The organism is Pseudomonas sp. RtIB026 (assembly GCF_016861355.2).
GTDB lineage: Bacteria > Pseudomonadota > Gammaproteobacteria > Pseudomonadales > Pseudomonadaceae > Aquipseudomonas > Aquipseudomonas peradeniyensis.
In genome coordinates this window covers 1862789-1888217 of sequence record NZ_AP023348.2, presented here as the reverse complement: position 1 = coordinate 1888217, position 25429 = coordinate 1862789, and the positions used below count along the sequence as shown (strand labels likewise).

Sequence of the window (25429 nt, the reverse complement as noted above, 5' to 3'; positions counted from 1 at the left end):
TAACGCGTACCTATCGCCTCAGGTCGCGTCGGCGTGGCTCACCAGCCCCTTCACCACTACGCCGATGGTGGCCAGCGCCGCTGGCACCAGCAACGCGGTCAGCACCTGCTCGAAGGTCCACCCCAGACCCAGCAGCGTCGCCCCGCTCCAGGCACCGAGAATCGCGCCGAAGCGACCGATCCCGAGCATCCACGACACCCCGGTGGCGCGCCCCTGGGTTGGGTAGAACCGCGCCGCCAACGACGGCATGGCCGATTGCGCGCCGTTCACGCACATGCCGGCGACCAGCACCAGCGTGGCCAGCAAGGTGATGTTGCCCAGGCTCTGCCCCACGGCATAGGCGAACACACCCGCCAGCAGGTAGAAGACGCCGATCACCTTGTGCGGGTTGAAGCGGTCCATCGCCCACCCCACGGCCACCGCGCTGAGCACGCCGCCGAACTGGAACAACGCGCCGATGAAGGCGGCCTGCTCCATGCTCGCGCCGCTGTCACGCATCAGGGTCGGCAGCCAGCTGGTCAGCAGGTAGACGATCACCAGGCCCATGAAATAGGTCAGCCACAGCAGCACGGTGCCCAGGCCATAGGTACCCGAGAAGATCACCGCGAACACGTTGCGCGCCGCCACCGCCTTCTGCTCCGGCACACTGAAGCTCGCGGCCTGTGCCACCAGCGCCGGAGCAATCGGCGCCAGGGTCCGGCGCACCTTCTCGGTGCCACGGTTGCGCACCACCAGGAACCGCGCCGACTCCGGCAGCCAGACCAGCAGCACCAGTGCCAGCAGCAACGGCAGCACCCCGCCGATCACCAGCAGGCTGTGCCAGCCGTAGGCCGGGATCAGCTTGGCCGAGATGAAACCGCCCCCGGCCATGCCCAGGTTGAAGCCACAGAACATGCTGGTCACCAGCAGCGACTTGAGCCGCTCCGGGGTGTACTCGGAGAGCAAGGTGGTGGCATTGGGCATGCCCGCCCCCAGGCCCAGGCCGGTCAGAAAGCGCAATACCAGCAGTTGCTCGACATTGGTCGCGTAGGCCGAGGCCAGGCTGAACCCGCCGAACACCAGCACCGCGCCCACCAGCACGCCCTTGCGCCCGAAGCGGTCGGCCAGCGGGCCGGAGCCGAGGGCGCCGAAGACCATGCCGATCAGCGCGGCGCTCATCACCGGGCCGAGACTGGCGCGGTCGATGCCCCATTCCTGGGACAGCGCCGGGGCGATGAAGCCCATGGCGGCGGTGTCCAGGCCATCGAGGAAGACGATCAGGAAGCACAGGATCACCACCCGCCATTGATAGCGCGACAGCGGTTGGTCATTGATGAGGGACTGGACATCGAGGCAGTTGCCGACAGCGGATTGTGGCTTGTTCATTGTTGTTATCCGGGAGTTGGGCACAGGCAGGCTACCGCGCATCGCTGATGCGCAGGAACAGCAAACGGTGGATACGGCGAACTGGATCAGCCGGCGTGCAGCAGCACTGCGCGCGGGTGCGGCCGCGACAGCGAAGGGATGGTCTTCATGGGGATGCCCTCGGGCCTGTTGTTATTGTCCGGTCGGCGAAGCCGACTCGTGCGACAGACATTAATCAGCAGGCCTGGGCGGCGCAATTCGTCGGGAACGACACTGTGCGTTTATCGAACACAAAGCGCCCGGTTCCTGTGCGAGCAACTGTCATGTGCAAACTCCACTCCCACAAGTACTGCACAACGTCTGAGACAGTGGGAATCCCGTGGGAGCGGCTTCAGCCGCGAACACCGGCGAAGCCGGTGCCACAGGATTGTGCGCAGGAATGAGGAGCGTCTGTGCGGATCAGCCAAACAACTGGTGACACAGGTCCTGGCTGGCCGCCAGCAGGATCGGCAGGAAACGCTGCTCCAGTTCCCCACGGCTGACCCGACCGACATGGGTACTCACGTTCAACGCCGCCAGCACCTGCCCCGAGGCGTCATAGATCGGCACGGCAATCGAACGCAGGCCCTGCTCCAGTTCCTGATCAACCACGCACCAACCCTGCTCGCGCACTTGCTGGATGCAGGCGAACAGCGATGCCGGATCGTGCAGGGTACGGCTGGTCCGCGCCTTGAGGTCCGCCCGCTCCAGATATTCGTGCAGGCTGGCGTCGTCCAGCGCCGCCAGCAGGATGCGGCCCATCGACGTGCAATAGGCCGGGAGCCGCCCACCGACCGACAGGTCGACCGAGATCAACCGCTCGACCGTGGCCGAGCGCGCTATATAAAGGATGTCGTCGCCCTCCAGCGTGGCCATGTTGGCCGCCTCGTGGAGCTGGTCGCTGATCCGGTCGAGGTAGGGCTGGGCCGATACCGCCAACGGCGTGGACGACAGGTAGGCATGGCCAAGGGTCAGCACCTTGGGCAACAGCGAATAGGTTCGCCCGTCGGTGGTCGCGTAGCCAAGCTTCATCAGCGTATGCAGACAACGCCGTACCGCCGCCCGGGGAATTTCCGTGCGGTGGCTGATCTGGGCAATGGTCAGGTGTCGCTTGCGCTCCTGGAACGCCTGGATCACCGCAAGGCCACGAGCCAGGGAGGTCATGAAATCCGGATCGCCGGTGAAGGCCTGGATGCGCTTGGCCGCGGACGCCACGATCGGCGGTGCCAGGGTGGGGCTGGTATTGCGCGCGGGCTCGTTCGTTGGCGGGCCGCTGGTTTCTTCGCTCATGGACATGCCTCAAAAAAATCGCTACCTCGTTCGATTATCGAACGAACGGCCGATAATCGCAATTGACCGCTGACACTTTTGCTTATACCTTTCCCCTGCCACATGTGGCTTCTTTGGAGAGACTGGTCAGGTACCCACCGTAGAAGTCCCAGGCAACGGCCTCGCCTCCCAGCGAGGCCGTTTTCATTTCCGACACCCATCGGCAAACTTGCCTACCACAACAACTTGAACTTTCAGCAGTCCGCTCGGACAAACCCTCTGTCCGCAAAGAATAACTTCAGGACTATTGTCAATGGCGGGTAAAGAACGATAGCCTTCGAATTGCCGATTGCTATAATCGGCTCATGTTGATTGTCTGCGCTGTATAACGGATCCAATCGACAAACTTTCGTTGCCTTCCTGACGCCTGCCCGCTGCCTGAGCAGTGGCTTGTCGTGTGGTGCGCCGCAGGTCGCCCTCCCACACTCTGTCCTTGCAGTGCAACGATGTGTTCGCGTTGCTGAATTTCCACATCCTGCGTGTGTATTTAGCGGCTGACGCCCAACTTCAACCTATTCAGGTATTACTGTGACGAAAGAAGAACTGCGCGCGGAGCTCGAGCGCCAGGCCGAACGTTACAAGGATGTTTACGGTGGTGAAGTCACCACCTATGCCGCACAACCCGACCCGGAACGCAAACCCTGGCGTAAACGCGCCAGCATTCTCGACCAGGCCTTCGCCCAGGAAATCGAGAAGATCGAAAAGGAACTGCGCAGCGACGGCGAGTGAAGTCACACGATGTCATGGCGCCGCTATCGAGCAACGGTTGCGGCAAGGCATCCTGGGTGAAAATGCTCGATATGAAATGGAATCACACAAATTTCATACAATCGTTTAAATTGCGGGCTCTCTACGAAAATCGTCTCAAATCGCTGATTTTTCTGAAATTTATCGATTTTTTACGACGTTTTTGCGCGAAAGCTCACCTGCGCCATGCAGGTGCGGGGTCGTCATTCCCCTGCCATCGGTCAGTGGCGGGTGCATCGATTGCCATGGTTTTCTGGCATAATCCGCCCCCCCTAAGACCGCCAGACAACCTTCATGATCGATTTATTCAGCGGACTGGATGCCTGGGTTATCGTGAGCCTGACGCTCGCTCTGACCTTCGTGCTCGCATTCGAGTTCATCAATGGCTTTCATGACACCGCCAACGCGGTAGCCACTGTCATCTATACCAAGGCCATGCCACCGCACCTGGCCGTGTTCTTCTCCGGTGTGTTCAACTTCCTCGGGGTTCTGCTCGGTGGTGTCGGGGTGGCCTATGCCATCGTCCACCTGCTGCCGGTCGAACTGCTGATCAATGTGAACACCGGCCACGGCCTGGCCATGGTCTTCTCGCTGCTGGCCGCGGCCATCACCTGGAACCTGGGCACCTGGTACTTCGGTATCCCGGCCTCCAGCTCGCACACCCTGATCGGCTCGATCCTCGGCGTCGGCCTGGCCAACGCCCTGATCAGCGACATTCCGCTGGGCGACGGCGTCAACTGGCAGAAGGCGATCGACATCGGCATGTCCCTGGTGCTCTCGCCCATGGCCGGCTTCGCTGTCGCCGCCTTGCTGCTGATCGGCCTGAAATGGTGGCGTCCGCTGTCGAAGATGCACAAGACCCCGGACCAGCGCCGCAAGCTCGACGACAAGAAGCACCCGCCGTTCTGGAACCGCCTGGTGCTGGTGATCTCGGCCATGGGCGTGAGCTTCGTGCACGGCTCCAACGATGGCCAGAAGGGCATCGGCCTGATCATGCTGGTGCTGATCGGCATCGTCCCGGCCAAGTTCGTCCTCGACCTGAACAGCACCACCTACCAGATCGAGCGCACCCGCGACGCCACCCTGCACCTGAGCCAGTTCTACCAGCGCAACGCCGCGACCCTGGGCGAGTTCCTGGCGCTGGGCAAGGCGCAGGCAAGCGATCTGCCGGAACAGTTCAGCTGCAATCCGCAACAGACCGAGCCGACCATCACCGCGCTGCAATCGTCGCTCGCCGGGGTGACCGACTACCGCGCCCTGAGCGCCGAGAAGCGCGTCGAAGTGCGTCGCTACCTGCTGTGCCTGGACGACACGGCGAAGAAGGTCGGCAAACTGCCGGGCCTGCAGGCCCGTGAAAAGGCCGACCTGGAGAAACTGCGCAAGGACCTGACAGCCACCACCGAGTACGCACCATTCTGGGTGATCGTCGCCGTCGCCCTGGCCCTGGGCCTGGGCACCATGGTCGGCTGGAAGCGCGTGGTGCTGACCGTTGGCGAGAAGATCGGCAAGCAGGGCATGACCTATGCCCAGGGCATGTCGGCACAGATCACCGCGGCCTGCGCCATCGGCATGGCCAACGTGTTCAGCCTGCCGGTGTCCACCACCCACGTGCTGTCGTCAGGTGTCGCCGGTACCATGGTCGCCAACAAGAGCGGCCTGCAGGGCGGCACCGTGAAGACCATCCTGCTGGCCTGGGTGCTCACCCTGCCGGCAACGATGGGCCTGGCCGCCGGCCTGTTCTGGCTAGCCACCAAGGCCATTGGCTGAGTGGTACGGCAATAGAAGAAGGCGCCCTCGGGCGCCTTTTTCGTGGGTATTTCTTCGCGGGTAAACCCGCTCCCACAGGGCAGTGGGATATCCCTGTGGGAGCGGGTTTACCCGCGAAGAGGTCGGTACAGGAAACTCAACGCTTCCTGCCCCCCAACAACGACCCCATCAACCCACGCACCAGCTGCCGCCCCAATTGGTTGGCCGCCTGGCGCACCGCCGACTTGATGGCCTGCCCCGCCGCGCTCTGCAGGAACTCACCGGCCTTGTCGGCGAAGCTGTCCTCATCGGCCTTGGCCTGGGGCGCCGGCTCCACCGGCTCGCCCTTGCGCTGGGTAAGCATTTCATAGGCCGACTCACGGTCCACCGGCTTGTCATAGCGCCCGGCCAGCGGCGATGCCGCGATCAGGGCCTGCCGCTCGACTGCGCTCAACGGCCCGATCCGCGACTGTGGTGGCGCGATCAGCACCCGCTGGACCATGGCCGGCGTGCCCTTCTCTTCCAACGTCCCGACCAGCGCCTCACCAATGCCCAGTTCGGTCAACACCGCCAGGCTGTCGAACGCCGGATTGGGGCGGAAACCATCGGCCACGGCGCGCAGCGACTTCTGCTCCTTGGCGGTGAATGCCCGCAAGCCATGCTGGATGCGCAGCCCGAGCTGGGCCAGCACCGCATCCGGCAGGTCGCCTGGTGACTGGGTGACGAAATATACCCCCACACCCTTGGAGCGGATCAGCCGCACCACCTGCTCCAGACGGTCCTGCAACGCCTTGGGGGTGCCGTTGAACAGCAGGTGCGCTTCGTCGAAGAACAGCGCCAGCACCGGCTTGTCGGCATCGCCACGCTCCGGCAGTTGCTCGAACAGTTCGGCCAGCAGCCACAGCAGGAAGGTCGCATAGACCTTGGGCGCGTCATGCACCAGGCGGCTGGCATCGAGCAGATGGATACGCCCGCGACCATCGCCTTCGGGGCGCAGCAGGTCCTCCAGTTGCAGCGCCGGCTCGCCGAACAGCGCCTCGGCGCCCTGCTGCTCCAGGGTCGCCAGGCGGCGCAGCAAGGCCTGCGTGGAGGCGCTGGTCATCAAGGCGCTGTCCTCGCCCAGCAGCTGGGGATTGTCCTTCAGGTGCGCGAGCAGGGCCTTGAGGTCTTTCAGGTCGAGCAGCAGCAGGCCTTCGCGGTCAGCCACCTTGAACGCCGCATACAAGGCGGCCTGCTGGCTGTCGGTGAGCTCCAGCAGATTGCCCAGCAGCAACGGTCCCATTTCGCTCAGGGTGGTGCGCAAGGGATGCCCCGATTGCCCCGCGATATCCCAAAGACTTACCGGATAAGCCTGGGGCTTGTGGTTCAGCCAGGGCATGCCGGCGATCCGCTCGGCCACCTTGCCCTGGGGCGCCCCGGCCGCGCCGAGGCCGCACAGGTCGCCCTTCACATCCGCGGCGAATACCGCGACCCCGGCATCGCTGAACAGCTCGGCCAGGTGTTGCAGGGTGACCGTCTTGCCGGTGCCGGTTGCCCCGGCCACCAGGCCATGCCGGTTGGCCAGGCGCATGGACTGGAATACCGGCTGACCATCAGGACCCGCTCCTACTACCATTCGTAAGGAATCTGACATCTTCTTTCATCCCCTGCTCAAGTTCCGCCGCGTGACAGCCGATATTTCAAAATGATTCTACCCAGAAAGACAGTAACAACCCGAAAAGGACCCACGGGAATTGTTGCACTGTTTTCCAGCCGTGCTTTGTGCGAACGACCCGATAAAAAACCTTAGCGGACACGATCACGTTATGAATAAAAGCCTTCGTTTCAGCCACAAGATTCTTCTGGCGGCATCACTGATCGTGATACTCGCCTTCAGCCTATTCACCCTGTACAACGATTACCTCCAGCGTAACGCCATTCGCGAAGACCTGGAGAACTACCTGGCTGAGATGGGCGAGTCCACCTCCACCAATATCCGCAACCTGTTCGAAGGGCGCATCAAGCTGGTCGAGAACGTCGCCCAGAACATTGCCCAGTACCCACAGAACACCGGCACCCTGCTGGGCCAGAACGCGCTGACCTCGAGCTTCCAGACCATCTACCTGGGCCAGCCCGACGGCACCTTCACCGTGCGCCCGGACACCAAGATGCCTGACGGCTACGACCCGCGCGTGCGCCCCTGGTACAAGGACGGCCTGAACGCCAACGGCCCGATCCTCACCGAACCCTACATTGACATGGCCACCAACGAGCTGGTCATCTCGATCATCAGCACCGCCTCGCGTTCGGTCGGCGTGGTCGGCGGCGACCTGGCCCTGGACGGCCTGGTGCAGATCATCAACTCGCTGAACTTCGGCGGCATGGGCTACGCCTTCCTGGTCAACGACCAGGGCAAGATCCTGGTGCACCCGGACAAGAACCTGGTGATGAAGACGCTGTCGGACCTGTTCCCGCAGAACACGCCGAGGCTGTCCAGCAACCTGACCGAAGTGACGCTCAACGGCGAAACCCGCCTGCTGACCTTCACTCCGGTCAAGGGCCTGCCTTCGGCCAACTGGTACATCGGCCTGTCGGTGGACAAGGACAAGGCCTTCTCGATGCTCAGCACCTTCCGCACTTCGGCGGTGATCGCCACGCTGGTGGCAGTGGTGATCATCATCGCCCTGCTCGGCCTGCTGATCCGCGTGCTGATGCAGCCGCTGCACACCATGACCCGCGCCATGTCGAACATCGCCGAGGGTGAAGGCGACCTGACCCGCCGCCTGGAAATCCACAACCACGACGAGTTCGGTATCCTCGGTACCGCCTTCAACCGCTTCGTCGAGCGCATCCACGGTTCGATCCGCGAAGTGTCCTCGGCCACCGAGCAGGTCAACGAAGTGGCACTGCGGGTGATCAGCGCCTCGAACTCGTCGATGAGCAACTCCGACGAGCAGTCCAACCGCACCAACAGTGTCGCCGCCGCAATCAACCAGCTCGGCGCCGCTGCCCAGGAGATTGCCGGCAACGCCGCCCAGGCCTCGCAGCATGCCAGCTCGGCGCGGCTGCTGGCCGAGGAAGGCCAGCAGGTGGTGCAGCGCAACATCGATGCGATGAACCGCCTGTCGGACCTGATCGTCACCTCCAGCGAGCATATCGAGACGCTGAACAACAAGACCGTCAACATCGGCCAGATCCTCGAGGTGATCACCAGCATTTCCCAGCAGACCAACCTGCTTGCCCTCAACGCCGCCATCGAGGCCGCCCGCGCCGGTGAGGCCGGGCGTGGCTTCGCCGTGGTCGCCGACGAGGTGCGCAACCTGGCGCACCGCACCCAGGAGTCGGCGCAGCAGGTACAGAAGATGATCGAGGAGCTGCAGGTCGGCGCCCGCGAGTCGGTCGACACCATGGGCCAGAGCCAGCGCCACAGCCAGGACAGCATGGACATCGCCAACCAGGCCGGCGAACGCCTGGGCAGCGTCACCCAGCGCATCGGCGAGATCGACGGCATGAACCAGTCGGTGGCCACCGCCACCGAAGAGCAGACCGCCGTGGTCGACTCGATCAACATGGACATCAACGAGATCAACATGCTCAACCAGGAAGGCGTCGAGAACCTGCAGGCCACCCTGCGCGCCTGCTCGGACCTCGAGCAGCAGGCCGGCCGCCTCAAGCAACTGGTCGGCAGCTTCCGCATCTGACCTGAGCAAACGCGTCGCCTGATTCGCGGGCAAGCCCGCTCCCACAGGATCTCTGCCGGCCCTGTGGGAGCGGGCTTGCCCCGCGAAGGGCGCAACGCCATTCACCCGTACTCCACCCTCGGCGATCGAACAAACTATCCTTCAGATAGGTCAACCCTCAGGCGCGTCATCGCCGGATCATTACCGCCGAATGACACACCCGAGGACGATCCCGGAGGGATGCTGATCGTGCACATCGCCGACATCACCATGTTCTACGCCCCGGCCAGCGGCGGCGTGCGAACCTATCTTGATGCCAAACACCGCCGCCTCGACGCCATGCCCGGCGTTCGCCACAGCCTGTTGATTCCCGGTGCCAATGCCAGCCAGGTCGACGGTGTCTACCACGTGCCTGCCCCGCCCCTGCCCTTCGGCAACGGCTACCGCTTCCCGGTGCGCCTGGCGCCCTGGTGCAAGGAATTGCGCCGCCTGCAGCCCGACCTGATCGAGGTCGGCGACCCCTACCTCACCGCCTGGGCGGCCCTTGAAGCGCGGCGCAAGCTCGATGTCCCGGTAATAGGCTTCTATCACTCCGACCTGCCCTTGCTGGTGAGCAATCGCATGGGCAACTGGTTCACCCCCAATGTCGAGGCCTATGTCAGCAAGCTCTACGGGCATTTCGACCGGGTCCTGGCACCCAGCCAGGTGATGGCCGACAAGCTGCGCCGGCTGGGCGTGGAGAACGTGCACGTGCAGCGCCTGGGCGTGGACCTGGCGCTGTTCAACCCAGAACGGTACGACCCCGGCCTGCGCGCCGAGCTGGGCATCGCCGATACCAGCCGCCTGCTGGTGTTCGCCGGCCGCGGCTCGCGGGAAAAGAACCTGCCGGTGCTGCTCGATTGCATGCACGCACTCGGCCAGCCCTACCACCTGCTGCTGGTGGGCTCGAACATGCCGGCCAGCGTGCCGGACAACGTCAGCGTGATCGACCACTTCCGCCCGCCCCAGGAGGTCGCCCGGCTGCTGGCCAGTGCCGACCTGCTGGTGCACGCCGGCGACCAGGAAACCTTCGGCCTGGTGATCCTCGAAGCCATGGCCAGCGCCACGCCCGTGGTGGCCGTGCGCGCCGGCGCATTCAGCGAAATCGTCGACGAACGCTGCGGCCGCCTGTGTCCGCCCAACAATGGCCAGGCCATGGCCGAAGCCGTGCGCGAGGTCTTCGACAACGGTGTGAGCGAGCTCGGCCGCCACGCCCGTCACCACGTGGAGCGCCACTACAGCTGGGACAGCGTCGTCAACGGTCTGCTCCAGCATTACCAGGCAGTGCTCGGCCACCCGCTGCCGGTGCGCGCCCATGGCTGAGGGCCGAGCCGACACGCGCAGCCTGATGCTGGTGCTGCACGATATCTCGCCCGAAACCTGGCCGGACTACCAGCCCTTCGTCCAGGCCATCGACGAACTCGGTGGCGTGCCGATGACCTGGCTGGTGGTACCGGACTTCCACCATCGCAACCCGCTGACCCGTTCACCCACCTTCTGCCGCCTGCTCGAGCGGCGCCTGGCCCAGGGCGACGAGCTGGCCCTGCATGGCTACTACCACGCCGACGATGGCCCGCCACCGCGCGGACCGGGCGAATATTTCATGCGCCGGATCTATACCCACGAGGGCGAGTTCCATGGGCTGGACCAGGCCAGTGCCCTGCAACGCCTGCAGGCCGGGCTGGCAGTGTTCGAACGACAGGGCTGGCCGGTGGCAGGCTTCGTCGCCCCCGCCTGGCTGATGAGCGAAGGCACGCGCCAGGCGTTGCGACAGTTGCCACTGCGCTATACCAGCTCCCCACGTCACTTGTACCGGCTGCCGGACTTCACCGCCTTCGATGCCCCAGGACTGGTGTGGAGCGCCCGCAGCGCCTGGCGCCGCGGCCTGTCGAGGGTGGTCAGCGACTGGCAATGCCGCCGCTGGCGCGAAGCCGACACCCTGCGCCTGGGCCTGCACCCGGTCGACATGCGCCACGCCAGCGCACGCAATTACTGGCTCGACACCCTGCACCAGTTGCTGGCCCAAGGCCGTGAGCCACTGACCAAGTCGGCCTGGCTGGCGCGCCAGGCCGCCCCATGAAGCGCCTGGGCTGGCTGGCCCTGGCACTGCTGCTGGCGGGGCTGGTACCCGCCCTGTTCGGCGGCAGCGACCTGCTCCCGCGCCTGCGCGCCTTCGAACCCGGGTTGCTGCTGCTGTTGCTGGCCATGATCCTGCTGTGCTGGATTCTCAATGCCGCCCGTCTGCGCCTGCTGCTGGGTGACCAGGGCGCACGGGTGGGACGGATGCACAGCCTGGGCGTGGTGATGGCTACCGAGTTTGCCATCTGCACCACGCCCGGCGGCAGCGGTGGCCCGTTGACCCTGATGACACTGCTGGCCCGCGAGCGCATCGCGCCATCGCGCAGTGGCGCGGTGTTCGCCATGGACCAGTTGAATGACCTGCTGTTCTTCTTCTGCGCGATGCTGTCGATTGCCGCCTACGCCCTGTTCCACCACCTTGGCCACAGCCAGGCGCAGATGCTGCTGGGCAGCGCCCTGCTGCTGTGTGCCACACTCGCGGGGATCTTCCTGCTGCTTCGCTATCGACGCCGGGTGATGCGTGGCAACGGCCGGTTGTTGCATCGCCTGGGCATGGCGCCAGCACGCCGACGACGTTGGGCACGCAAGCTGCTGCGCTTTGTCCATGCCCTGGCCGATACCTGGCGCATGCCCCGGCGTACGCTGGCGCTGGTGTTCATCCTCACCTGCGCGCACTGGTGCCTGCGCTACAGCGTGCTATATCTGGCATTGCGGGGGTTGGGGGTGGACCTGGGGTGGATTGCCAGTTTCCTGGTGCAGATGCTCTCGCTCAGTGCCGGGCAGTTCAGCCTGTTGCCGGGCGGTGCCGGCGCGGCGGAGCTGACCTCGGCGACCTTGCTGTCACCACTGGTGGGCAGTTCGACGGCGGCAGCGGCGATCCTGATCTGGCGCGCGGTTACCTATTACTTCTATCTGCTGGCGGGTGGGCCGGTGCTCCTGTACCTGCTGGCACATCCGCGACTGGAGCGTCGTCGCCAGACGGGTTGAGGCGCCCCCAAAGCTCGGCGGCACCGGGAAACTCGGTGCCGTCCTCATCGCTCAACGCCTCGGGGTCGAAGCGAGCCAGGCAGCCTTCGCCCAAGGTGGGTGGCGCCGAGGCGCCGGCCTTGTCACGCGGGTCTGCCATGCCAGGGCCCTCGACTCAGTTGAACACCACGGTCTTGTTGCCGTGCACCAGCACGCGGTCTTCCAGGTGGTAGCGCAGGCCACGGGCCAGGACCATCTTCTCCACGTCACGGCCGAAGCGCACCATGTCCTCGATGCTGTCGGCGTGGCTGACACGCACCACGTCCTGCTCGATGATCGGGCCGGCGTCCAGCTCCTCGGTCACGTAGTGGCAGGTCGCGCCGATCAGCTTCACGCCGCGCAGCGCCGCCTGGTGGTACGGCTTGGCCCCCACGAACGACGGCAGGAAGCTGTGGTGGATATTGATGACTTTTTCAGCGTATGCCTGGCACAGCTGCGGCGGCAGGATCTGCATGTAGCGCGCCAGCACCACGGCGTCGGCGCCGTACTCGGCGACCAGGCGCGAGACCTCGGCGAATGCCGGCTGCTTGTCCTTCGGATCGACCGGCACATGGTGGAACGGAATGCCATGCCACTCGACCATGCTGCGCAGGTCATTGTGGTTGGAGATCACGCAGGGAATCTCGCAGTCCAGCTCGTCGGTGTGCCAGCGGTGCAGCAGGTCGGCCAGGCAGTGCGACTCACGGCTGGCCATCAGCACCACGCGCTTCTTCTGCGCCGAGTCGGTGATCCGCCAGGTCATGGAGAACTCTTCGGCGATCGGGGCGAATGCCTCGCGGAAAGCCTCGATACCGAACGGCAGGGACTCGGCGCGGATCTCATGGCGCATGAAGAACCAACCGCTCTGCTCGTCGGAGTGGTGGCTGGCTTCGTTGATCCAGCCATTGTAGAGGGCCAGGAAATTACTGACTTTTGCCACGATGCCGACGCGGTCGGGGCAGGCAATCACCAGTCGATAGGTGCGCATGAGGGAGACTCCAGAACTTCGCAAAGGCGCATATTCTAGCGACCTGCCGGGAAAAACGCAGTAAGCATCTACACCCCCGCGCCACCTGGCTCAAGGACCCAGTCGTACAGGCCTATTCCCTTCTTCCCAAGGGGAAATAGCCTGCGCCCCAGACAAATTGTAAATTTTTCTTAACCTAATGACTGCGCAGTCAGTGCCTACTATTAAATGAGTGATCAATATTAATTTGTTTACTTGAGAGTTTCGCCTGTCTATTATTGCCCCCACTGTCTCTCTCTGAACATGCATTAAGGAACACATCATGTCCCTGATCAACGAATACCGCGCCACCGAAGAAGCCATCAAGGAACTTCAAGCCCGCCTGGCCAACCTGTCGCAAGACGGCAAGCTGCAAAAAGAACTGGAGTTCGAAAAGAAACTGCGCGAGCTGATGGCCGAAAACGGCAAGTCGCTGCGTGACGTGATCGCCCTGCTCGATCCGGAAAGCAAGCTGAGCAAAGCCCCGCGCGGCGCAGTCAAGACCACCGGCACCAAGCGTGCACGCAAGGTCAAGCAATACAAGAACCCGCACAACGGCGAGGTTATTGAAACCAAAGGTGGCAACCACAAGACCCTGAAAGAGTGGAAAGCCAAGTGGGGCGGCGACGTCGTCGAAAGCTGGGCCACCCTGCTGGACTGATTCGCTTATCAGGCGCATTGGTTTCAACATGAAAAACGCCGGCACTTGCCGGCGTTTTTTGTTTATCTGCACATTTCAAAGCTGGTACTGCACTTTCAGTTGCCGGACATGGGCTTGCCAGGCCTCCAGCACCTGCCGTCCCGCTTCGCTGGCATCGGCCCAACTGCTCTGGCATGCCTGCTCGAAGTCCGCCACGGTATTAGGCGCACCGTAAGTAGGATCTGTAAGACGCTGCTGACAGAACGCATGCCAACGTGCGCGGTCTTGTTCATCAAGGGTGTCGGAAAAGTTTCGCGCGCGATAGCGGAACAGCAGTTCAGGCAGCCGCGGATCATCGAACATCCATTGTCCATGCGCCAATTGCGCCGGATCCACACGCCGTACTTGTTCGCTCAGGCGCTTGTCGCGGTCGCCTAGAAAACCGTCATACAACTGTTGCTCCGGGTCTTCGCTGGGGGCAAAGCCTTCTTCCTGATAAATGATGTCCAGCTTGTCTCCCCACATGGCCTGCTGATTGGCCAACTGCTCTGCCCGTGCCTGCAATGCCGACAACTCGAGCCCCAGGCGTTGTTGATCGGCCGGGCGCAGTACCGACAGTGGCGCCAATACCGGGCAGCGGTTGATATGCACCAACTTCAGCGGTACCGGTAGTTCGCCCTGGGCCATGTCTTCGTGCCGCGTATACAGGCGCTGGCGCAATGCCTCTGCACTTTCATGGAGCAGCGGCGAAGCATCTTGTTGCAAGTCACAGACAATCAGCGCGTTGCGGTTGCGCGGATGCCAGGCCAAAGGCAGTACCACGCCGATATAATTGCGCTGGGCCGAGAAACGCCCGGATACATGAACCAGCGGTTGCAACAGCCGAACCTGTTCCATGACCTTGTGCTTGCTGCGCAACTGGAACAACCAGTCATACAACCGCGGCTGTTTCTCGCGGATCAAGCGGGCCAGGGCAATGGTCGCCCGCACGTCGGAAAGCGCCTCGTGGGCATGGCCGTGGTCGATGCCATTGGCCTTGCTCAGCAGTTCCAGGCGCAGGCTGGTACGCCCGTCCTGCTGTGGCCAGACGATCCCCTCGGGGCGCAGCGCATAAGCGGTGCGGACCACGTCAATAAGGTCCCAGCGGCTGTTGCCACCCTGCCATTCCCGGGCGTAGGGGTCGAAGAAGTTGCGGTAGAGGCTGTAGCGGGTAACCTCATCGTCGAAACGCAAGGTGTTGTAGCCTGCAGCGCAGGTGCCGGGGCGAGCCAGTTGATCGTGCACCCGGGTCATGAACTCGGCTTCGCACAGGCCTTGGTCGGCCAGTTGCCGAGGGGTGATGCCAGTCACCAGGCAGGCCGCCGGATGCGGCAAGATATCGTCAGAGGGGCGGCAGTAGAGGCTGATCGGCGCCTCGATCTCGTTGAGGTCGAGGTCGGTGCGCACGCCGGCCACCTGCAGCGGGCGGTCGCTACGCGGATTGATGCCGGTGGTTTCGTAGTCGTGCCAGAAAATGCTGGAGCTCACGGGGTCTTCCTGTATCAAGGTCGACCAGAGTCTAGCGGCATGTACGAGGGCGGGGCCAGCCTCAGGCGGAGGCGTTCATGGGCCTGAAGCTGAAGAAGTCGCGCAGGGAGCGAACGAATTCATCGTATTCCTGCGGTGCCTGCAGCAGCATGAAGCCGGCATCGAAATGCCCCGGCGTCTCATCCTCGCGGCACCACAGGCAACTGGCGGTCAGGTTGATGAACTGCAGTCCGCCACCGGCGAGGGGCACCCGTAGCTGCAGCTCGAAATCCGGCCCCACCAGCACCGGCAACTGGCTGATCAGCATCAGGCCGTCTTCCGAGGCATTGCCCAGATAGCCGATCTGCTGGTCGGTGCAGCGGTTGAACACCTTGAGCACGCAAGGCAGCTGATGACGTTGTATGTGTCGCTCGATAAACATGATCGCAGTGAAATCCTGTACCTGGGGCCAGGAAGACAAGGTACTGGCGATGAACGTTACGACTCTCTAACAGATTAGCCCAGTCCGACGGACGGACTACATGAAATCATCGACACATTGGGATTAACGCCAAGGTGTAGTGTTCACGGGACTCGCCACCGTCGCCTCGCTGCCGCGCAGGTGCCCGAGCTTTTCCAGCGTCTGCAGGCGGGCCTGGGCGCGGTAGGCGTACTCGTTGCGCGGATACTGCTGGATCAGGTACTGGTAGGTCTGCGCCGCGTCGACGAAGAGCTTCTGCCGCTCCAGGCACTGGCCACGCAGCAGCGACACCTCCGGGTGGATGAACGGTCGGGCGCGGCTGGTGCGGTCGACCTGCGACAGCTCCAGCATGACTTTCGCGCAATCGCCACGGTCGTAGGCGCGATAGGCATTGTTCAAGTGGTGGTCCATGGACCAGCGGGTGCAGCCGACGACACTGGCCGCCATGGTCAAAACGATCAGGGTGCGCATGGAAATTCTCCTTTGATGGGCAGTGTATCGGCCTTTCACGGCAAATCTTCACCGCCATTTGCAAGCATACCCGTACCGTTCAAACGCAACCCTGCTTCGTGTGCGGGTAGTGCAACGGAACAATGACTACAGCGCAATTGAGGAGTAGCCTTTCGCTGCGCTTCACTATAGGAGTCTGTGCATGACCATCCGCCGTACCAAAATCGTCGCCACCCTTGGCCCCGCCAGCAATTCGCCGGAAGTGATCGAACAGCTGATCCTCGCCGGCCTGGACGTGGCACGCCTGAACTTCTCCCACGGCACCCCGGACGAGCACAAGGCCCGCGCCCGCCTGATCCGTGACATCGCCGCCAAGAACGGCCGCCATGTCGCGCTGCTGGGCGACTTGCAGGGTCCGAAGATCCGCATCGCCAAGTTCGCCAACAAGCGCATCGAACTGAAAGTCGGTGACAAGTTCACCTTCTCCACCGCCCACCCACTGACCGAAGGCAACCAGGACATCGTCGGCATCGACTACCCCGACCTGGTCAAGGACTGCGGCGTCGGTGACGAACTGCTGCTCGACGACGGCCGTGTGGTCATGCGCGTCGAAACCGCCACCACCGATGCCCTGCACTGCGTGGTGATCATCGGTGGCCCGCTGTCCGACCACAAGGGCATCAACCGCAAGGGTGGCGGCCTGACCGCGCCGGCCCTGACCGAAAAAGACAAGGCCGACATCAAGCTGGCCGCGGAAATGGACCTGGACTACCTGGCCGTATCGTTCCCGCGTGACGCCAGCGACATGGAATACGCGCGCAAGCTGCGTGACGAAGCCGGCGGCAGCGCCTGGCTGGTGGCCAAGATCGAACGCGCCGAAGCCGTGGCCGACGATGAAACCCTCGACCAGCTGATCCTCGCTTCCGACGCCGTCATGGTCGCCCGTGGCGACCTGGGCGTGGAAATCGGCGACGCCGAGCTGATCGCCATCCAGAAGAAGATCATCCAGCACGCCCGCCGCAACAACAAGGCAGTGATCGTGGCGACCCAGATGATGGAGTCGATGATCCAGAACCCGATGCCGACCCGCGCCGAAGTGTCCGACGTGGCCAACGCCGTGCTCGACAACACCGACGCGGTGATGCTGTCGGCCGAAAGCGCCGCCGGCAGCTACCCGATCGAAGCCGTGCAGGCCATGGCCCGTATCTGCTCGGGCGCCGAGAAGCACCCGACCAGCCAGAAGTCCAGCCACCGCCTGCACACCACCTTCGAGCGCTGCGACGAGTCCATCGCCCTGGCGGCGATGTACACCGCCAACCACTTCCCCGGCGTCAAGGCGATCATTGCCCTCACCGAAAGTGGCTACACCCCGCTGATCATGTCGCGCCTGCGTTCGCACGTGCCGATCTTCGCCCTGTCGCCGCACCGCGCCACCCAGGCCCGTGCCAACATGTTCCGCGGCGTCTACCCGATTGCCTTCGACCCGGCCTCGCTGCCGGCCGACAAGGTGAGCCAAGCGGCGGTCGACGAGCTGCTCAAGCGCGGCCTGGTCGAACAAGGTGACTGGGTGATCCTGACCAAGGGCGACAGCTACCACACCATCGGTGGCACCAATGGCATGAAGATCCTGCACGTGGGTGATCCGCTGGTTGGTTGATCCCTCGGCAGTCCCTATCGCGGGGCAAGCCCGCTCCCACGCCGATCCCCTCGGCACTTGTGGGAGCGGGCTTGCCCCGCGATGCTTTTCAGCCCTCAAACATGCTCGGTAAATACGTCCGCAAATATCTGATTACGTGGCACCCCGGCAATGAACAGCCGTCGGGCAAAGCGCTCCACGCTCTCAGGCGACCCGCACACCAGCGCCATGGTCTGACGCGATATCAGTTTCAACCCAGCCAGCGCTTCATCCAGCTGCGCCGCCAACACCCATTCGACCGTCACTCCGTCCAGCGCCTGTAACGACTGCGCCAGATAGTGCCCCTCAGCGGTGTGTGCCACGTGCAGCACCCGAATTTCCCCCTGGTGCCCCTGTCGCAACGCCTCGCGCAGGATGCCCCACAACGGTGCCAGCCCGGTGCCCGCCGCCAGCAGCCAGAGCGGCCGCGCCTGCCAGTCCGGGTCATAGTGCAACGCACCGCCGCGCAGTTCGCCGAGCCTCAGCACATCCCCCAGGCGAAGCTGCCTTGCCTGGTCGCAGAACGCTCCGGGACGGTGGCAATCCAGGTGAAACTCGAGGAAGTCGTCCTCGCCCGGCAGGCTCGCCAGCGAATAGGGCCGCGCAACGCTGCCGCTCCACAACACCAGGTGTTGCCCGGCCTGGTAGCGCAATGGCCGCTCCGGTTGCAGCCTCAGGCGCAGCACATCGGCGAACCAGTCCAGGCCGATCACCGTGGCCGGCAGGCCATCGTTTCGGGGGTCGAACAGCGCCACCCGCAAGTCACTGGCGACCGCGCACTGGCAGGCCAGGCGCCAGCCCTGCTCACGCTTGTCCGCCGCCAATGCCTCGGGTTTCGCGTCGGTGGGGACACCCTCCAGGCAGCGCACCAGGCAGGCGTGGCAGCTACCGGCGCGGCAGCTGTAGGGCACGGTGCAACCGGCGTCGTTGAGCGCATCGAGCAGGTTGCTGCCGGCCGGCACCGCCCAGCGGCGCTCGCCCACGCAAACTTCTGGCATGTCAGTTCATCTCCAAGTACAAGCGATTGGGGCCGCTCTGCGGCCCTTCGCGGGTAAACCCGCTCCCACAGGGGAAATGCATGGCCCTGTGGGAGCGGGTTTACCCGCGAAGGGCCGCAAGGCAGCCCCGGTCAACATTACGCTGATCTCATTGAACTGCATTGCAACGCTCACGTCATCAGCAAAAAGGATGCCCTTTCCCTGCCGACCTTGGTCCAGACCACGTGCAGGTGTTTCCGAAGGCGCGGCACGGTATACTGCCGCGCCTTTTTGTGCCGGCCCGACCAGCCGGCGCCTTGCCAGGCGTTCCTGACATACAGGTGTGCATTGTCGGAATGCCTTTTCGAATGTTCCCGTCTTTAAGAGGAGCGCGCTGCATGACCGTGATCAAGCAAGACGACCTGATTCAGAGCGTCGCCGACGCCCTGCAATTCATCTCGTACTACCACCCCGTCGACTTCATCCAGGCGATGCACGAAGCCTACCTGCGTGAAGAGTCGCCAGCCGCGCGTGACTCGATCGCCCAGATCCTGATCAACTCGCGCATGTGCGCCACCGGCCACCGCCCGATCTGCCAGGACACCGGTATCGTCACCGTATTCATCCGCGTCGGCATGGACGTACGCTGGGACGGCGCCACCCTGAGCGTCGACGACATGATCAACGAAGGTGTGCGCCGCGCCTACAACCTGCCCGAGAACGTCCTGCGCGCCTCGATCCTGGCCGACCCGGCCGGTGCCCGCAAGAACACCAAGGACAACACCCCGGCCGTGATCCACTACTCGATCGTCCCTGGCGACAAGGTCGAGGTCGATGTCGCAGCCAAGGGCGGCGGCTCGGAGAACAAGTCGAAGATGGCCATGCTCAACCCGTCCGACTCGATCGTCGACTGGGTGCTGAAGACCGTCCCGACCATGGGCGCCGGCTGGTGCCCGCCTGGCATGCTCGGCATCGGCATCGGCGGCACCGCCGAAAAAGCCGCGGTCATGGCCAAGGAAGTGTTGATGGAATCCATCGACATCCATGAGCTGAAGGCCCGTGGCCCGCAGAACCGCCTCGAGGAAATCCGCCTGGAGCTGTTCGACAAGGTCAACCAGCTGGGCATCGGCGCCCAGGGCCTGGGCGGCCTGACCACCGTGCTCGACGTCAAGATCATGGACTATCCGACCCACGCCGCGTCGCTGCCGGTGTGCATGATCCCCAACTGCGCCGCCACCCGTCACGCCCACTTCGTGCTCGACGGTTCCGGCCCGGCCGAGCTGGAAGCGCCGTCGCTGGACGCCTACCCGGAAATCGTCTGGGAAGCCGGCCCGAGCGCCCGTCGCGTCAACCTCGACGACATCACCCCGGAAGAAGTCGCCAGCTGGAAGCCGGGCGAGACCATCCTGCTCAACGGCAAGATGCTCACCGGTCGCGACGCCGCGCACAAGCGCATGGTCGAGATGCTCAACCGCGGCGAAGAGCTGCCGGTCGACCTCAAGGGCCGCTTCATCTACTACGTCGGCCCGGTCGACCCGGTCGGTGACGAAGTGGTGGGCCCGGCCGGTCCGACCACCGCAACCCGCATGGACAAGTTCACCCGCCAGATCCTCGAGCAGACCGGTCTGCTGGGCATGATCGGCAAGTCCGAGCGCGGCCCGACCGCCATCGAGGCGATCAAGGACAACAAGGCCGTGTACCTGATGGCCGTCGGCGGCGCCGCCTACCTGGTAGCCCAGGCCATCCGCAAGTCGAAGGTCCTGGCCTTCGCCGAGCTGGGCATGGAAGCGATCTACGAGTTCGAAGTGAAGGACATGCCGGTCACCGTCGCGGTGGACAGCAAGGGCGAGTCGGTGCACATCACCGGTCCCGCGCTGTGGCAGGGCAAGATCGCCGAGAGCCTGGCGGTTGAAGTAAAGTAAGCCTCCTGCTGTAACAGCGGCGGCCCCATCGCGGGGCAAGCCCGCTCCCACGCTGACGTGTGGGGGCCGGGCTTGTCCCTCGATGGGGCCGTTGTCGTTTCACAGCCCTCGATTGTCAAGCAGGCAGCGCCTTGAGCCAGAACGACATGATCTTCGCCGACTGCGCCTGCTCGTCGAGGTCCCGCCAACGGTAGGCGGTACGCAGCGACGGCTCATGCAGAAAGCCGCGGTTGCGCCAGAAGCCCTGCAATGGCTTGTAGTCCGCCGGACGCCGTGGGTGTCCGGAGGGGCGCTCCACCGCACAGAACGCGCAGCAGTCGAACTCGGCCAGTTTGTGCGCATAGGACTCGCGCTCGATGAAAAAGCGCACGCCAAGTCCCTGTCCACGGTACGCCGGCAAAAGCACCGACTCGCCGAAGTAGTAGACCGAGGCCGGGTCGCGCCCCTGGGCGAGGAACGGTTGCTGCAACTCGGGATCGACATCCACCAGCGGCAGGCCGGTGGCGGCGCCCACCACCTGGTCGCCGTCCAGCGCCAGCACCACCAGGCTGCGGCCGGACTCGGCGTAGCTGGCCAGGTAATCGGCCTGGTGGCTCAGGGAGCTGTCCAGGAGATAGGGAAACTCGCGAAACAGCGTCAGACGCAGGTGCGCGAGATCATCGATGTAAGGCGCGATGGCGGCGCCATGGAGCAAGCGGATTTCCATGCGGGGCGGTCGTCCTGTCGATGGCTATGACTGAGGTCCACCCTAGCACCCACCCTGCCCTGCGGCCTTTCCCCTGCGCGACAGGTATTTCTCCATGACCGCTACAAGTGCTCGATCCCTGTAGGAGCGGCCTCGTGCCGCGAATGGGCCGCAAAGCGGCCCCGGCGATCTTTGCATGCACGCTGAAATCCTGGGGCCGCTTTGCGGCCCTTTCGCGGCACGAGGCCGCTCCTACAGTTCAGCGTGTCAGTCAGGAGATACGGGTGCCCAGCACTTTCAAGAACGCCGCCAGCCACGCCGGATGCGCAGGCCAGGCCGGCGCGGTAACCAAGTTGCCATCCACGTGGGCCTGGTCCACCGCGATATCGATGAACCGCCCACCCGCCAGCCGTACCTCGGGTGCACAGGCGGGATACGCGCTGCACTCACGCCCTTCGAGCACACCTGCCGCCGCCAGCAACTGGGCCCCATGGCACACCGCCGCGATCGGCTTACCAGCCTGGTCGAAGGCCTTGACCAGCTCCAGCACCTTGTCGTTCAGGCGCAGGTACTCTGGGGCGCGGCCACCGGGAATCAGCAACGCGTCGTAGCTTTCGGCGCGCACCTGGACGAAGTCGTAGTTCAGGGCGAAATTGTGTCCCGGCTTCTCGCTGTAGGTCTGCTCGCCCTCGAAATCGTGGATCGCCGTGCGCACCGTCTGCCCGGCAATCTTCTCCGGGCACACGGCATGGACGGTATGGCCGACCATGGCCAGGGCCTGGAATGGCACCATGACCTCGTAGTCCTCGACGTAATCGCCCACCAGCATGAGAATCTTCTTCGCCGTCATCGCATCCACTCCTTCGGTTGTCTGGGAACAGTCCCTGCACGATAGTCCGCTTTGCCAGAAGGCGATATACGACGCTAGTTTCGGCGATCCAACAGGTTGGCCACCACCCGGTCGAGCCAGCCCCACAGGCGCTGCTGCACCCGCCGCCACAACGGCCGCGCATGCCAGCGCGCCAGATCGACTTCCAGGCTCTGGGCGAAGTCGCGCTCGAAGCTGGCGGCCACCGCGGCAGTCAGCGGCGGGTCGAGGGCCTCGACGTTGGCTTCGAGGTTGAAGCGCAGGTTCCAGTGATCGAAATTGCACGACCCCACGCTGACCCAGTCATCCACCAGCACCATCTTCAGGTGCAGGAAGCACGGCTGGTACTCGAAGATCCGCACCCCGGCGCGCAGCAGTCGCGGATAGTAGCGGTGCCCGGCATAGCGCACCGCCGGATGATCGGTGCGCGGGCCGGTCAACAGCAGTCGCACATCGAGGCCCTTCTGCGCAGCGCGGCGCAGGGAGCGGCGCACGCTGAAGGTCGGTAGAAAGTAAGGCGTGGCCAGCCAGATACGGCGCTGGCCGCTGTTCAGGGCGCGCACCAGCGCATGCAGGATGTCCTTGTGCTGGCGGGCGTCGGCGTAGGCCACCCGACCCATGCCCTGGCCCTGAGCCGGGACCTGGGGCAGGCGCGGCAGGCCGAAGCCCTCGGGCGGACGCCAGGCGGTGCGGCGCTGGTTGGCGTGCCACTGTCGATCGAACAACAGCTGCCAGTCAGTGACGATCGGCCCCTGCATGCGCACCATCACCTCATGCCATTCGCTGGCCTCCTCGCCCGGCGTCCAGAATTCATCGGTGACCCCGGTGCCGCCGACCACCGCCAGCCGCTCATCCACCAGCAGCAGCTTGCGATGATCACGATAGAGGTTGCGCAAACCCCGGCGCCAGCGCAGGCGGTTGTACCAGCGCAGGTAGACGCCCGCCGCCAGCAGACGCTCGCGCAGGGCCGTGGGGAAGGCCAGCGAGCCGTAGTCGTCGAACAGGCAGCGCACCCGTACGCCGCGTCGCGCCGCCTGCTCCAGGGCCTCGACCACCGCTTCGGCGCAGGCGCCGCCCTCGACCAGGTACAGCTCCAGGTCGACCTGGAACTCGGCGCGCACGATCGCCAGCAGCATGCGCGGAAAGAACTCGGGGCCGTCGATCAGCAGTTCGAACTGGTTGCCATCCCGCCAGGGGAAGACCGGCCCCGGCATGTCAGCGGGCAGTGAAGATCAGCACCGCGCTCACCGGCACCGAGGGATTGATCGACTTGAGCCCGGCCAGCTTGCGCAGGTTTTCCAGACCCGGCAGCAAGCCGAAGTCAGAGGCGCGCAGGATCAGCGGCTCGAGGGTCACCACCTGGAATCGTCGCTCGTCCAGGCGCGTGGCCAGCAGCAGGGTGTTGTAGCTGCGGGTCTGGCCATGCAGGGTGACGCTGACCGGCAGGCGCAGCTCCAGCTGCGCGCCATTGGCCAGGTCGTTGATCGGACGCAGGTCGATCTGCGCCTGTACCGTGGCCTCGGGGAACTGCTCGAAGGCGAACAGGTTGTCGCGCATGCGCTCGTCGCGCAGCGGGATACCGCTGCTGATCGAGTCCATCTCGATGCTCACTTCGGCCGCGCCCTTGCGGTCGACCTTGCCGTGCAGCACCAGGAATCGGTTGACCTCGGCGATATTGCCGTTCTTGCCGGTGACGAAGGACAGGCGCGAGGACTCGCCGTCCAGGTGCCAGTTGGCGTGAGCGGGCAGGCACAGGGCGAGCAGGAGGGCGGGCAGCAGGCGGGACGGCTTGAACATGTGAAATCCTGTAAATCAAGGCCGTCAACCTTACCCGCACGGTCTCACGGCAGCAAGCGGCAGCCCTCGCGCATGCCCTGCCAGGCGGCCTGGTTGCGCCGCCCCAGTCCTTCGGCGGTGACCAGGCGCCGGGCGCCGTCCTCCTCCAGCAGGCTCAAGGGCAGGTACTGCTGTACATAGCCTCGGCAGTAGGTTTCAGCGAAGCCCATGACGAAGCGGCACGAACAATACTCCTTCGCCGAATAGGCCGAGAGAATGCCCGGGAAGTCCGCCAGCGCCCGGCGCTCATGCCAGGCCCAGGCCAACCCGGCCAGCAACAGCACGAGCACGACCCGCTTCATGCGCCCTCCCCGGCCACGGCGGCCAGCACCCGCTTGAGCAGTTCGTTGTGGCTGAAGCTGGCGTCGCGGTCATCGGCGTAGCGCACGATCACCAGCTTGCGCGAGGGCAGCACATAGAGCGCCTGGCCCCAATGGCCGAGCGCGGCGAAGGTGTCCGCTGGCGCATCCGGCCACGGCGCCGACTGCCCGGGCAGCGGCTGGTTGAGCCACCAATGACCGCCGGGGTTGGCTTCGCCCGGCACCGGCTGGGCGGCGCTGAACAGGGTGCGGTTGAACGCCACCCAATCAGCTGGTAGCAACTGGCCCTCGCGCCAGCGTCCGTCGCGCTGCATCAGCAGGCCGATGCGCGCCAGGTCGCGGGCATCGAGATAGAGATAGGAAGAACCGACATAGGTACCCGCGCCATCCCGCTCCCAGACCGCGCTGTCGATCCCCAGCGGGGTGAACAGGGCCTGCCAGGGGTAGTCGGCATAGCCCGCGGGGTCGAGCATGCCGCGCAGGCTGGCGGCGAGCAGGTTGCTGTCGCCGCTGGAATAGGCGAAATGCGTGCCGGGCGCACTGGCGGCGGGCATTGCCGCCGTGTAGGCCGCCATGTCGGTGCGGCCACGGGTATAGAGCATGGCCACCACCGACGACTTCAAGGGTGCATATTCGTAGTCCTCTTGCCAGGCCAGGCCACTGGCCCAGTGCAACAGGTGGGCCAGGCGCAGCCCGGGATGCTGCTGCAGGGCCGGGTAGTAGCGCACGGCCGGTTCGTCGAGTTTGAAGCGCCCCTCACCGTAGGCCACGCCCATGACCGTGGCCAGCACGCTCTTGCTGACTGACCAGGTCAGGTGCGGTGTGTCGGCACGGGTTGGCTCAACGTAGCGCTCATGGAGAATACGACCATCGCGAATGATCAACAGTGCGTCGGTACGAATGCCGCCGCGTTCGGCAGCGCGTGGCGCGAAGGCGTAGGAGTCGACGGCTTGCCAGTCGATGACAGCGTTATCGACTGGCCACTGCGCTGTGGGCCAGTCTTCGGCCAAGGCCGGGCCTGCGGTCATGGCCAGGGCAAGCAATAGTGCCTTCATGGGGAGCAACCTGCAGAGGGC

At 64.4% G+C, this 25429-nt stretch carries 23 protein-coding genes and 1 pseudogene; 10 read left to right on the top strand and 14 right to left on the bottom strand.

The window, feature by feature from the left end; genetic code table 11:
- Positions 1 to 18: 18 nt before the first annotated feature.
- Entirely contained in the window at positions 19 to 1365 is a 1347-nt protein-coding gene (locus tag PRtIB026_RS08540) for an MFS transporter (protein WP_203647857.1), read from the bottom strand.
- 438 nt (positions 1366 to 1803) lie between these two features.
- Positions 1804 to 2673, bottom strand: coding sequence for an IclR family transcriptional regulator (gene pcaR, locus PRtIB026_RS08535; protein WP_203647858.1), 870 nt, complete (start codon positions 2671 to 2673; stop codon positions 1804 to 1806).
- A 567-nt stretch (positions 2674 to 3240) separates the two neighbouring features.
- Here pcaR and PRtIB026_RS08530 point away from each other — a divergent pair.
- On the top strand, positions 3241 to 3441 hold the full coding sequence (locus PRtIB026_RS08530) for a hypothetical protein (protein WP_050703906.1): 201 nt from the start codon (positions 3241 to 3243) through the stop codon (positions 3439 to 3441).
- Between the two features lie 312 nt (positions 3442 to 3753).
- Positions 3754 to 5226 carry an inorganic phosphate transporter gene (locus PRtIB026_RS08525; protein ID WP_203647859.1) on the top strand — a complete coding sequence of 491 codons (1473 nt, stop codon included), beginning with the start codon at positions 3754 to 3756 and terminating at the stop codon, positions 5224 to 5226.
- A 136-nt stretch (positions 5227 to 5362) separates the two neighbouring features.
- Here PRtIB026_RS08525 and PRtIB026_RS08520 read toward each other — a convergent pair whose 3' ends face one another.
- Positions 5363 to 6838 carry a helicase HerA-like domain-containing protein gene (locus PRtIB026_RS08520; RefSeq protein WP_203647860.1) on the bottom strand — a complete coding sequence of 492 codons (1476 nt, stop codon included), beginning with the start codon at positions 6836 to 6838 and terminating at the stop codon, positions 5363 to 5365.
- Between the two features lie 172 nt (positions 6839 to 7010).
- Between PRtIB026_RS08520 and PRtIB026_RS26620 the strand changes: the two are divergent.
- From PRtIB026_RS26620 to PRtIB026_RS08500, 5 genes and pseudogenes are all read left to right on the top strand, one after another.
- Positions 7011 to 7979: pseudogene (locus PRtIB026_RS26620) on the top strand (cache domain-containing protein); the annotation flags it as partial.
- Between the two features lie 141 nt (positions 7980 to 8120).
- Positions 8121 to 8885: a methyl-accepting chemotaxis protein gene (locus tag PRtIB026_RS26615; RefSeq protein WP_373694313.1), complete on the top strand. Its 765-nt coding sequence runs from the start codon at positions 8121 to 8123 to the stop codon at positions 8883 to 8885.
- A gap of 219 nt (positions 8886 to 9104) precedes the next feature.
- The gene (locus PRtIB026_RS08510; RefSeq protein WP_203647862.1) at positions 9105 to 10226 is read left to right on the top strand and encodes a glycosyltransferase family 4 protein; all 1122 of its coding nucleotides are present in this window, start codon (positions 9105 to 9107) and stop codon (positions 10224 to 10226) included.
- Positions 10219 to 10983: a DUF2334 domain-containing protein gene (locus PRtIB026_RS08505; protein ID WP_203647863.1), complete on the top strand. Its 765-nt coding sequence runs from the start codon at positions 10219 to 10221 to the stop codon at positions 10981 to 10983. The genes PRtIB026_RS08510 and PRtIB026_RS08505 overlap by 8 nt, the downstream gene beginning before the upstream one ends.
- Complete coding sequence (locus tag PRtIB026_RS08500) at positions 10980 to 11969, top strand: lysylphosphatidylglycerol synthase transmembrane domain-containing protein (RefSeq protein ID WP_203647864.1); 990 nt, start codon at positions 10980 to 10982, stop codon at positions 11967 to 11969. The genes PRtIB026_RS08505 and PRtIB026_RS08500 overlap by 4 nt, the downstream gene beginning before the upstream one ends.
- 154 nt (positions 11970 to 12123) lie before the next feature.
- Here PRtIB026_RS08500 and purU read toward each other — a convergent pair whose 3' ends face one another.
- Positions 12124 to 12975 carry a formyltetrahydrofolate deformylase gene (purU, locus tag PRtIB026_RS08490; RefSeq protein ID WP_186713139.1) on the bottom strand — a complete coding sequence of 284 codons (852 nt, stop codon included), beginning with the start codon at positions 12973 to 12975 and terminating at the stop codon, positions 12124 to 12126.
- A gap of 301 nt (positions 12976 to 13276) precedes the next feature.
- On the opposite strand from purU, the gene mvaT reads away from it, so the two are divergent.
- Positions 13277 to 13654 (top strand): histone-like nucleoid-structuring protein MvaT, encoded by a 378-nt coding sequence (mvaT, locus tag PRtIB026_RS08485; protein ID WP_028690229.1) that lies wholly within the window; start codon positions 13277 to 13279, stop codon positions 13652 to 13654.
- 75 nt (positions 13655 to 13729) lie between these two features.
- On the opposite strand, the gene sbcB is transcribed toward mvaT, so the two are convergent.
- From sbcB to PRtIB026_RS08470, 3 genes are all read right to left on the bottom strand, one after another.
- Complete coding sequence (sbcB, locus tag PRtIB026_RS08480) at positions 13730 to 15160, bottom strand: exodeoxyribonuclease I (RefSeq protein WP_203647865.1); 1431 nt, start codon at positions 15158 to 15160, stop codon at positions 13730 to 13732.
- A gap of 61 nt (positions 15161 to 15221) precedes the next feature.
- On the bottom strand, positions 15222 to 15581 hold the full coding sequence (locus tag PRtIB026_RS08475; RefSeq protein WP_023631126.1) for a PilZ domain-containing protein: 360 nt from the start codon (positions 15579 to 15581) through the stop codon (positions 15222 to 15224).
- A gap of 123 nt (positions 15582 to 15704) precedes the next feature.
- Complete coding sequence (locus PRtIB026_RS08470; RefSeq protein ID WP_050703897.1) at positions 15705 to 16091, bottom strand: tetratricopeptide repeat protein; 387 nt, start codon at positions 16089 to 16091, stop codon at positions 15705 to 15707.
- Positions 16092 to 16272: 181 nt separating this feature from the next.
- Between PRtIB026_RS08470 and pyk the strand changes: the two genes are divergently transcribed.
- Positions 16273 to 17727, top strand: coding sequence for a pyruvate kinase (pyk, locus tag PRtIB026_RS08465; RefSeq protein ID WP_203647866.1), 1455 nt, complete (start codon positions 16273 to 16275; stop codon positions 17725 to 17727).
- A 95-nt stretch (positions 17728 to 17822) separates the two neighbouring features.
- On the opposite strand, the gene PRtIB026_RS08460 is transcribed toward pyk, so the two are convergent.
- Positions 17823 to 18743, bottom strand: coding sequence for an iron-sulfur-binding ferredoxin reductase (locus PRtIB026_RS08460; RefSeq protein WP_203647867.1), 921 nt, complete (start codon positions 18741 to 18743; stop codon positions 17823 to 17825).
- A gap of 377 nt (positions 18744 to 19120) precedes the next feature.
- Between PRtIB026_RS08460 and PRtIB026_RS08455 the strand changes: the two genes are divergently transcribed.
- On the top strand, positions 19121 to 20644 hold the full coding sequence (locus PRtIB026_RS08455) for a fumarate hydratase (protein ID WP_203647868.1): 1524 nt from the start codon (positions 19121 to 19123) through the stop codon (positions 20642 to 20644).
- Between the two features lie 115 nt (positions 20645 to 20759).
- Here PRtIB026_RS08455 and PRtIB026_RS08450 read toward each other — a convergent pair whose 3' ends face one another.
- The 6 genes from PRtIB026_RS08450 to PRtIB026_RS08425 form a co-directional block, all read right to left on the bottom strand.
- Positions 20760 to 21350 carry a GNAT family acetyltransferase gene (locus PRtIB026_RS08450; RefSeq protein WP_203647869.1) on the bottom strand — a complete coding sequence of 197 codons (591 nt, stop codon included), beginning with the start codon at positions 21348 to 21350 and terminating at the stop codon, positions 20760 to 20762.
- A 250-nt stretch (positions 21351 to 21600) separates the two neighbouring features.
- Positions 21601 to 22179 (bottom strand): DJ-1/PfpI family protein, encoded by a 579-nt coding sequence (locus PRtIB026_RS08445; RefSeq protein ID WP_203647870.1) that lies wholly within the window; start codon positions 22177 to 22179, stop codon positions 21601 to 21603.
- A 74-nt stretch (positions 22180 to 22253) separates the two neighbouring features.
- Entirely contained in the window at positions 22254 to 23411 is a 1158-nt protein-coding gene (locus PRtIB026_RS08440; protein WP_203647871.1) for a phospholipase D-like domain-containing protein, read from the bottom strand.
- A 1-nt stretch (position 23412) separates the two neighbouring features.
- Positions 23413 to 23994, bottom strand: a complete 582-nt coding sequence (locus PRtIB026_RS08435; RefSeq protein WP_050703892.1) for a YceI family protein — start codon at positions 23992 to 23994, stop codon at positions 23413 to 23415.
- 44 nt (positions 23995 to 24038) lie between these two features.
- Complete coding sequence (locus PRtIB026_RS08430; RefSeq protein ID WP_203647872.1) at positions 24039 to 24335, bottom strand: amidase; 297 nt, start codon at positions 24333 to 24335, stop codon at positions 24039 to 24041.
- Positions 24332 to 25408: a serine hydrolase domain-containing protein gene (locus PRtIB026_RS08425; protein ID WP_203647873.1), complete on the bottom strand. Its 1077-nt coding sequence runs from the start codon at positions 25406 to 25408 to the stop codon at positions 24332 to 24334. Before PRtIB026_RS08425 ends, PRtIB026_RS08430 begins: the two co-directional genes overlap by 4 nt.
- Positions 25409 to 25429: the final 21 nt, after the last annotated feature.

Bases quoted from the DNA above. Each gene is read 5' to 3' on its own strand.
- PRtIB026_RS08540 (WP_203647857.1), bottom strand. From the start codon at position 1,365: ATGAACAAGCCACAATCCGCTGTCGGCAACTGCCTCGATGTCCAGTCC.
- pcaR (WP_203647858.1), bottom strand. From the start codon at position 2,673: ATGAGCGAAGAAACCAGCGGCCCGCCAACGAACGAGCCCGCGCGCAAT.
- PRtIB026_RS08525 (WP_203647859.1), top strand. From the start codon at position 3,754: ATGATCGATTTATTCAGCGGACTGGATGCCTGGGTTATCGTGAGCCTG.
- PRtIB026_RS08520 (WP_203647860.1), bottom strand. From the start codon at position 6,838: ATGTCAGATTCCTTACGAATGGTAGTAGGAGCGGGTCCTGATGGTCAG.
- PRtIB026_RS26615 (WP_373694313.1), top strand. From the start codon at position 8,121: ATGAGCAACTCCGACGAGCAGTCCAACCGCACCAACAGTGTCGCCGCC.
- PRtIB026_RS08510 (WP_203647862.1), top strand. From the start codon at position 9,105: ATGCTGATCGTGCACATCGCCGACATCACCATGTTCTACGCCCCGGCC.
- PRtIB026_RS08505 (WP_203647863.1), top strand. From the start codon at position 10,219: ATGGCTGAGGGCCGAGCCGACACGCGCAGCCTGATGCTGGTGCTGCAC.
- PRtIB026_RS08500 (WP_203647864.1), top strand. From the start codon at position 10,980: ATGAAGCGCCTGGGCTGGCTGGCCCTGGCACTGCTGCTGGCGGGGCTG.
- purU (WP_186713139.1), bottom strand. From the start codon at position 12,975: ATGCGCACCTATCGACTGGTGATTGCCTGCCCCGACCGCGTCGGCATC.
- mvaT (WP_028690229.1), top strand. From the start codon at position 13,277: ATGTCCCTGATCAACGAATACCGCGCCACCGAAGAAGCCATCAAGGAA.
- PRtIB026_RS08475 (WP_023631126.1), bottom strand. From the start codon at position 15,581: ATGTTTATCGAGCGACACATACAACGTCATCAGCTGCCTTGCGTGCTC.
- PRtIB026_RS08470 (WP_050703897.1), bottom strand. From the start codon at position 16,091: ATGCGCACCCTGATCGTTTTGACCATGGCGGCCAGTGTCGTCGGCTGC.
- pyk (WP_203647866.1), top strand. From the start codon at position 16,273: ATGACCATCCGCCGTACCAAAATCGTCGCCACCCTTGGCCCCGCCAGC.
- PRtIB026_RS08460 (WP_203647867.1), bottom strand. From the start codon at position 18,743: ATGCCAGAAGTTTGCGTGGGCGAGCGCCGCTGGGCGGTGCCGGCCGGC.
- PRtIB026_RS08455 (WP_203647868.1), top strand. From the start codon at position 19,121: ATGACCGTGATCAAGCAAGACGACCTGATTCAGAGCGTCGCCGACGCC.
- PRtIB026_RS08450 (WP_203647869.1), bottom strand. From the start codon at position 21,350: ATGGAAATCCGCTTGCTCCATGGCGCCGCCATCGCGCCTTACATCGAT.
- PRtIB026_RS08445 (WP_203647870.1), bottom strand. From the start codon at position 22,179: ATGACGGCGAAGAAGATTCTCATGCTGGTGGGCGATTACGTCGAGGAC.
- PRtIB026_RS08440 (WP_203647871.1), bottom strand. From the start codon at position 23,411: ATGCCGGGGCCGGTCTTCCCCTGGCGGGATGGCAACCAGTTCGAACTG.
- PRtIB026_RS08435 (WP_050703892.1), bottom strand. From the start codon at position 23,994: ATGTTCAAGCCGTCCCGCCTGCTGCCCGCCCTCCTGCTCGCCCTGTGC.
- PRtIB026_RS08430 (WP_203647872.1), bottom strand. From the start codon at position 24,335: ATGAAGCGGGTCGTGCTCGTGCTGTTGCTGGCCGGGTTGGCCTGGGCC.
- PRtIB026_RS08425 (WP_203647873.1), bottom strand. From the start codon at position 25,408: ATGAAGGCACTATTGCTTGCCCTGGCCATGACCGCAGGCCCGGCCTTG.